Source organism: Rhizobacter sp. (assembly GCA_021153565.1).
Lineage (GTDB): Bacteria > Pseudomonadota > Gammaproteobacteria > Burkholderiales > Burkholderiaceae_C > Albitalea.
On the sequence record JAJKJU010000056.1, the window covers coordinates 1 to 6,943 of the forward strand.

Below are 6,943 nucleotides of genomic sequence, written 5' to 3' on the forward strand. Positions count from 1 at the left end.
AGCACAGCCATAGCCCGGGCTATGGCGAGCATTTGCAACGACGAGCAGGGGTCTTTTGGCGTGATGAGCGGGCATGATCGAAATACTCTCAGCCTCTCAGCCCGCCTCATGAGAATCCAGCATCGGCGCGGCTTGCAGCCAATTTCTCTCGTACGGGAAATCCGCAACCCGTTGGTCGACCTGTCGATGCTGACGGAGGACGGGAAGGTTCGCCGATAGGACCATCGAGCGGTCCTATCTGCTCGCTGGCAGGCCTGCGCAGCCGCGGGTAAACTGGGTCGCCTCACCCCTCAAGAGGCCGTGCGAGCTGCGGAGCAAACCCATGCGCCTGATCGAATCCATCCTTGCGGACGCGGCCGCCATCGCGACCGTTCGGCGCGACATCCACGCCCATCCTGAACTCTGCTTCGAGGAGCAGCGCACCTCGGACGTCATTGCCAGGCAGCTCACAGACTTCGGCATTTCCCTGCACCGCGGCATGGGCAAGACCGGCGTCGTGGGCATCATCAAGAACGGCACCAGCGACCGCGCCGTGGGCCTGCGCGCCGACATCGACGCGCTGCCGATGACCGAACACAACACCTTCGCCCACGCGAGCAAGCACCACGGCAAGATGCACGCGTGCGGCCACGACGGTCACGTGGCGATGCTGCTGGCGGCGGCCAAGCATCTGTCCAGGCACCGCAACTTCGACGGCACCGTGTACCTCGTGTTCCAGCCCGCTGAAGAAGGCGGCGGCGGCGCACGCGAAATGATCCGCGATGGGCTATTCGAGAGGTTTCCAATGGAAGCGATCTTCGGCGCGCACAACTGGCCAGGCATGCGGGTCGGCCAGTTCGCGATCAAGAGCGGCCCCTGCTTTGCGTCGAGCAACGAGTTCAAAGTCACCATCCACGGCAAGGGCGGCCACGCCGCCATGCCGCACAACGGCATCGATCCGGTGCCCGTTGCCTGCCAACTGGTTCAGGCTTGGCAAACCATCATCTCGCGCAACAAGCGGCCGATCGATGCGGGCGTGATCTCGGTGACGATGATCCACACGGGCGAGGCGACCAATGTGGTGCCCGATTCCTGCGTCATGGAAGGCACGGTGCGGACCTTCACCCTGGAGGTGCTCGACATGATCGAGCGGCGCATGAAGGAGGTGGCCGAGCACACTGCCGCGGCCTTCGGTGCAACCTGCGAATTCGAGTTCGTGCGCAACTACCCGCCCACCATCAACCACCCGGCCGAAACCGAGTTCGCTCGCAAGGTGATGGGCGAAATCGTCGGCCCCGAGAACGTGCAGGAGTTCGAACCCACGATGGGCGCGGAAGACTTCAGCTACTTCCTGCTCGACAAGCCGGGGGCGTACTTCCTCATCGGCAACGGCGATGGCAGTCACCGCGAGGGCGGTCACGGCATGGGCCCGTGCATGCTGCACAACCCGAGTTACGACTTCAACGACGACCTGATTCCGCTCGGAGCGACCCTGTGGGTGCGCATGGCCGAGCAGTGGCTGGCGGCCAAGCGTTGATCTGGCAAGCGATGACAGCCGCTTCGCATTTCGCGCAGACATACCGGGAAGCGCGGGAGAAGTTTCTCGCCGCGGCCGAAGCGGCTGGTCTCGACGTCGAATCGCATGCACATCCGATGCTGGGCCGCGATGGCGAGGCCTTGGCCATGGACGTGGCCCTCGGCGGCTCGCGAGATGCATCGCGCCTACTGCTCATCACCAGCGCATGCCATGGGGTCGAAGGCTTCTGCGGCTCGGGAATCCAGAACGCTCTGCTGCATAACGACGCCTGGCGCGAGGCTGCTGCCGATGCGGGGGTCGCGGTGCTCTACATCCATGCGCTCAACCCCTATGGCTTCTCCTGGTGGCGCCGCGTCACACAGGAAAACGTGGACCTGAATCGCAACTTCCACGACTTCTCGAAGCCCTTGCCTGCGAACCCGGCTTACGACGACATCGCCGGCCTTCTGGTGCCGCCGACGTGGCCACCGTCTGACTCCATCAACGCGAAGACGATGCGCCTGGTGCAGGAGCGAGGCCTGGACGCATTGCAGGCCGTGATCTCCGGCGGCCAGTACGACCATCCGGAGGGTTTGTTTTACGGGGGCCACAACCCGACCTGGAGCAACCAGACTTTGCGACATGTGTTGCGCGAGCACGGTCAGCGCTGTGAACGCCTCGCGTGGATCGACTTGCACACGGGCCTCGGGCCGAAAGGGCACGGCGAACGCATCTTCGCGTGCAAGGACGACGATGTGGCGTTGGCGAGGGCGCGCGACTGGTGGGGCAACGAAGTCACCTCGACCTACGACGGCAGCTCGGCGTCAGCACCACTCAAGGGTTTAGCGTGGCTCGCCGCCTACGAGGAATGCTCGCAGGCGGAGTACACCGGCATTGCGCTCGAATACGGGACGGTCCCCTTGATGGAAACACTGAACGCCCTGCGCGGCGATCAGTGGATTGAGAACCATCCAGAAGCTGACGAGGTGTTTCGTGCGCTTGTGAAGAAGCAGTTGCGGGATGCGTTTTATATTGACGAGGACGGGTGGAAGACGCGCGTCGTGGAACAGGCCTTTGATGCCGCACACGGGGCGATACGTGGGTTGAGTTCGTAGCCCGGGGCAACCCTTTCACTGCACTAGCACAATTCAGGTCCCTTCCGCCCTCCCTTTTTGTAGCGGGGATCCCGCCGCAGTCCATTACGATTTCGCCTTCCGACCATTGAAAGGGACGAGACCATGAAAGTGCTGCTGATCGACGACCATCCGCTGATCCTGTCGGCATTGCAATCAGTGATCAAAGGCCTGGGCGACCATGTCACGGTGGTCGGAGTAGGCAGCGCCCGCGCCGCCCGCGAGACGCTCGCCGCCGACAGCGATTTTGACCTCGTGCTGCTCGACCTTCACCTGGGCGATGCCGACGGCTTCGACGTATTGGCCGAATTGCGCACCGCTTATCCTGCCCTTCCTGTCGTCGTCGTGTCGGCAAGCGACCGCACCAGCGACGTCATCCGCTCCATTGATCTGGGCGCCATGGGCTTCGTGCCCAAGCGCGCGACCAACGAGACACTTTTCGAAGCGCTGCACATGGTGATGTCCGGCGGAATCTTCGTGCCGCCGATGGCGATGGGTTCGCCCGACAAGCCGTCCCATTTCGACAGCGACACCTCGCCAGGCGGACTGCAGGGTGTGCGGCGCAACGCATCGGAAAGCAACTTCCAGACGCCCGCGAGCATCGAATCGCTGGGTCTCACGCCGCGGCAGCGCGACGTGCTGTCGCTCCTGCTCAAGGGCCATCCCAACAAGCTGATCGCACGTGAAATGGGTCTGTCGGTCGAGACCATCAAGGACCACGTGGCCGCGGTGCTTCGCGCCCTGAATGTCAGTTCGCGCACGCAGGCGGTGCTGGCCATCGGACAGATGTCGCAGCAGCCGGGCAGTCAGTCCGCCTGGAGCAGGCCCTCGTGAACGCCGTCGCGCCGGCACAGGCAGTCGCTCTGCCCGAAGTGGCTGCCAGTGACAGGGCCGAAGCCCACCTGTCGGCCTTGCCCGAGGAAGTGAGCAGCGTCTACGCGTACATGCCAGCCACGCTCGCCGGCTACATGGCTGGCATTGGCGTCATTGCGTTTCTGCACTGGGCCATCACGCCGGCAAGTGTCATGCTGCCCTGGCTGTCGGCCTTCGGGGTCGTCTGGCTCGGGCGCGCCTGGACGGCACGGCAATTTGCGCGGGCCACGCCGCAGACAATGGCCGACTGGCAGCGCTGGCGCATCTACGGAAATATCGGCACGCTGTGTTCGGGCGCCCTGTGGGGAGCGACGGCCTGGATCTTCTATCCGACCGGCGACAACATCCAGCAGGTGGGGCTGATCATCCTGGTCTACACGTTCTGCGTGGCCGCGGTTCCGGTTCTCTGCTCACAGCCGCGCATCTACGCCGCCTTTGCGACGCTGTGTTTCGCACCGATGGCGGTGCGCATCGCGAGCGAGGGCACGGCCTACTCCTACCAGCTTGCGGGTATTCTGCTGCTCATCATCAGCCTGACCAACGTACTCGCGCGCAGCTACCGGCAGGCCTTGCTGCGCGTGATCGACCTGAAGCTGCAGGCTGACGAACTGCTGGTGCAGCTTCGCGTCGAGAAACTGGCCGCCGATGCTGCGCGGCGCGAGGCCGAGGTGGCCAATCGCTCGAAGACGCAGTTCTTTACTGCCGCGAGCCATGACCTGCGCCAGCCGCTGCATGCCATGGGCCTCTTCGCCGAGGCCTTGCGCAACAAGAGCCACGACGACGAGGTTGCGCACCTGGTCAACAGCATCAACGCCTCAGTCGATGCGTTGGAAGAACTGTTCTCCGAACTGCTCGACATCACCCGCATCGACAGCGGCGGCGTGGCGGTGAACCCGCAGCATTTCGAGATCGGTGACATCTTTCGCAAGCTACGGCTGCACTTCGAATCCACAGCTTTCGAGAAGGGCTTGGCGCTGCGGCTGCGCGGTGACAAACACATGGTGCACGCCGACCCGCTGCTGGTCGAACGCATCTTGCGCAACCTTGTGTCCAACGCGATCCGCTATACGCTGGACGGCACAGTGCTCGTCGGCTGCAGAAGGCGCGGCAACCGCGTGCTGCTTCAGGTGTGGGACACGGGCGAGGGGATCAGCGAGCAAGAGCAGGATCGAGTTTTCGAGGAGTTCTATCAGGTGCCGGGCTCGAACGTTGCAAATACACATGAACGCAAAGGCCTCGGACTGGGCCTGTCCATCGTCAAGCGTTTGGCGGGTTTGATGGAAGCGCCGATCACCATCCGATCGCAACTTGGAAGGGGTACGGTGTTCACGCTGGAGTTGCCGCCGGGCAAGGCGATTCCTGCTGCCGTTACCGCCGCCCCTGACAAGTCGCCGCTCGGGCTGACGCTGGAAGGCCGGCTGATCGTGGTAGTCGAAGACGAACCCGCAGTGCGCAGCGGCCTCGAAGCGCTGCTGCGCAGCTGGGGCGCAAACATCGCGTCCTTCGACAGCGTGGCGAGCTGCAGCGCATGGACGCAAGAAGCCGACCCGACGGTCACCATGCCCGACCTGCTGATCGTCGACTACAGGTTGGAGAACGGCAAGAACGGGGTCGAAGCCATCGCCGTGCTGCGCGACCGCTTCGGCATGCATGTCCCCGCGATCATGGTGACAGGCAGCACAATGACCGGGCACGAGAAGGAAGCCCAGGACAAGAACTTCCATCTCCTGATCAAGCCCGTGGTGCCGAACAAGTTGCGAGCGATGATCGCCTTCAAGCTCGGCGTGAAGTCTGGGCCCCCCAGTCGCTGACGCTCCTGCCCCCAAGGGGCGCCACCCGGTGGGCCGGCAAAGCCGGTCCCACGGGCGTTGCTTGATCAGTGTGCGGCGCGGTCGGCCCATCGGGTGGCGCCCCCTTGGTGGCGCGGGTAGGAGCATCAGCGACTGGGCGGGCATCACCCGGAGATGGGCGCAGCCAGCCGGGCCTTTTCTTCCACTCGGTGGCGAGTGAGGGCACGATGTTGAGCTTCTTGTCACGGCCCATGAGACGTCATAGATCTGCCATTCATCGCATTGGCCAACGACTCGGCAAGTCTCCCGCGCTGGCTCAGCGAAAGGTCTGGGCCTGGGCAGAGCAGGCAAGGCCCGCCGCAATGCACAGTAGCGACAGCGAGTGCTTCATCCAGACAACTCCGCGTTCCGAAACGCGAGTGTAGAAACACAATCCGCTGCGTATGCCCGCTGCGTATGCCCGGTCAGGCAGACTCGTAACCCTCTTCAGCCAAAGCCTTTGCGAAATCCTCGCCGGGGCGTTGCGAACCGATGCGCACGCGATGAGCGGCAAGATCGATGTCGACCGTGGCTTGCGCGTCGACTTGATGCACGGTGTCGGTCACCGTGCGCACACAGTGGCCACAGGTCATGGTGGGAAGAATGAGTTCGATCATGAGAGCGCTCGGCGGGTGTCGACACTACCCAAGTGTCGTCCTTGCCATGATGGAAGGGCAAGGATATTCGCAGGCTGGGTGTGCCGGTGTGCGGTGAAGAGGCACAAAAAAGCCGCTGGTCAACAGCGGCTTCTTGTCGGGCGCGAAAGACCTTTACTGCGCGTGCGTCTCGTTCATCTTGAAGCGCGGTTGTGGCACCACATGCAGATCACCTTCCAGCGATCCGATGTATGTCGCCAACTGCTTCAACTGCTCATGTGTGAAGTTCGCAGCCATACCGCTCATCACCGGATTGGAGCGGCCGACTTGCGGGTTGTTCTGCGTCTGGTAGGCCTTGAGCGCAACGAAGAGATAGTCCGGATGCTGACCGGCCAGCTTCGGGTAGGCCGCATCGATGGGCTTGCTGAAGTTGCTGCCGTGGCAGGACACGCAATTGACCTTCTTCAGCAGCTCCGCCACTTCGGCCGACGGCTTGTGTGCAGGCTCAGCCGGCAGCGTCTTCTTGTCGTGGGGCAAGGTCTCGTAAAAGGTGGCCAGGTCGGCAATGTCCTGGTCGGTGAGCGACGCCGCGATGGCCTTCATCGTCGGGTGCTTGCGGTCGCCGGTCTTGTAGGCGTTGAGCGCGCTCGCAATGTACTTGGCGTTCTGGCCCGCGATCATCGGGACCTTGTGAACTTCAGGAAAGCTCGCCTGGTAGCCGGGGATGCTGTGGCAGCCGATGCACATGGCGGCCTTCTTCTCGCCACCGGCGGCGCTGCCCGTCGCGGTCTGGGCGGCCACCTGGGAAGTGAAGCCTGCGAAGGCAGTCAGGGCAACGAGGGAGGCAAGCAGTTTTCTCATGTTCCAGAGCGCGTGAATTCAATGCAGCGGCGGATTATATGAGGCCCCCCAGTCGCTTCGCTCCTGCCCCCAAGGGGCGCCGTCCGGCTTGGGACGGCCCGGCGCCGGACATGTGCCCCCCAGTCACTTCGCTCCTGCCCCCAAGGGGCGCCGTCC

The 6,943-nt window shown here is 63.5% G+C and carries 6 protein-coding genes; 4 read left to right on the plus strand and 2 right to left on the minus strand.

The annotated features are described in order from the left end of the window. Nucleotides 1–322 precede the first annotated feature (322 nt). The 4 genes from AC30NL_RS03755 (at nucleotide 323) to AC30NL_RS03770 (ending at nucleotide 5,312) form a co-directional block, all read left to right on the plus strand. The gene (locus AC30NL_RS03755; RefSeq protein WP_489462672.1) at nucleotides 323–1,516 is read left to right on the plus strand and encodes a M20 aminoacylase family protein; all 1,194 of its coding nucleotides are present in this window, start codon (nucleotides 323–325) and stop codon (nucleotides 1,514–1,516) included. 11 nt (nucleotides 1,517–1,527) lie between these two features. After that, nucleotides 1,528–2,610, plus strand: coding sequence for a M14 family metallopeptidase (locus AC30NL_RS03760; protein ID WP_489462673.1), 1,083 nt, complete (start codon nucleotides 1,528–1,530; stop codon nucleotides 2,608–2,610). Between the two features lie 123 nt (nucleotides 2,611–2,733). Further along, nucleotides 2,734–3,462 (plus strand): response regulator, encoded by a 729-nt coding sequence (locus AC30NL_RS03765; RefSeq protein ID WP_489462674.1) that lies wholly within the window; start codon nucleotides 2,734–2,736, stop codon nucleotides 3,460–3,462. Then, nucleotides 3,459–5,312, plus strand: coding sequence for an ATP-binding response regulator (locus tag AC30NL_RS03770; RefSeq protein ID WP_489462675.1), 1,854 nt, complete (start codon nucleotides 3,459–3,461; stop codon nucleotides 5,310–5,312). Before AC30NL_RS03765 ends, AC30NL_RS03770 begins: the two co-directional genes overlap by 4 nt. 443 nt (nucleotides 5,313–5,755) lie before the next feature. On the opposite strand, the gene AC30NL_RS03775 is transcribed toward AC30NL_RS03770, so the two are convergent. Together AC30NL_RS03775 and AC30NL_RS03780 are read right to left on the minus strand one after the other, a co-directional pair. Next, nucleotides 5,756–5,947: a heavy-metal-associated domain-containing protein gene (locus tag AC30NL_RS03775; RefSeq protein ID WP_489462676.1), complete on the minus strand. Its 192-nt coding sequence runs from the start codon at nucleotides 5,945–5,947 to the stop codon at nucleotides 5,756–5,758. Between the two features lie 153 nt (nucleotides 5,948–6,100). Further along, on the minus strand, nucleotides 6,101–6,787 hold the full coding sequence (locus AC30NL_RS03780; RefSeq protein WP_489462677.1) for a c-type cytochrome: 687 nt from the start codon (nucleotides 6,785–6,787) through the stop codon (nucleotides 6,101–6,103). Nucleotides 6,788–6,943: the final 156 nt, after the last annotated feature.

Excerpts from the sequence above, each read along its gene's own strand:
- AC30NL_RS03755 (WP_489462672.1), top strand. The coding sequence starts at position 323 with ATGCGCCTGATCGAATCCATCCTTGCGGACGCGGCCGCCATCGCGACC.
- AC30NL_RS03760 (WP_489462673.1), top strand. The coding sequence starts at position 1,528 with ATGACAGCCGCTTCGCATTTCGCGCAGACATACCGGGAAGCGCGGGAG.
- AC30NL_RS03765 (WP_489462674.1), top strand. The coding sequence starts at position 2,734 with ATGAAAGTGCTGCTGATCGACGACCATCCGCTGATCCTGTCGGCATTG.
- AC30NL_RS03775 (WP_489462676.1), bottom strand. The coding sequence starts at position 5,947 with ATGATCGAACTCATTCTTCCCACCATGACCTGTGGCCACTGTGTGCGC.
- AC30NL_RS03780 (WP_489462677.1), bottom strand. The coding sequence starts at position 6,787 with ATGAGAAAACTGCTTGCCTCCCTCGTTGCCCTGACTGCCTTCGCAGGC.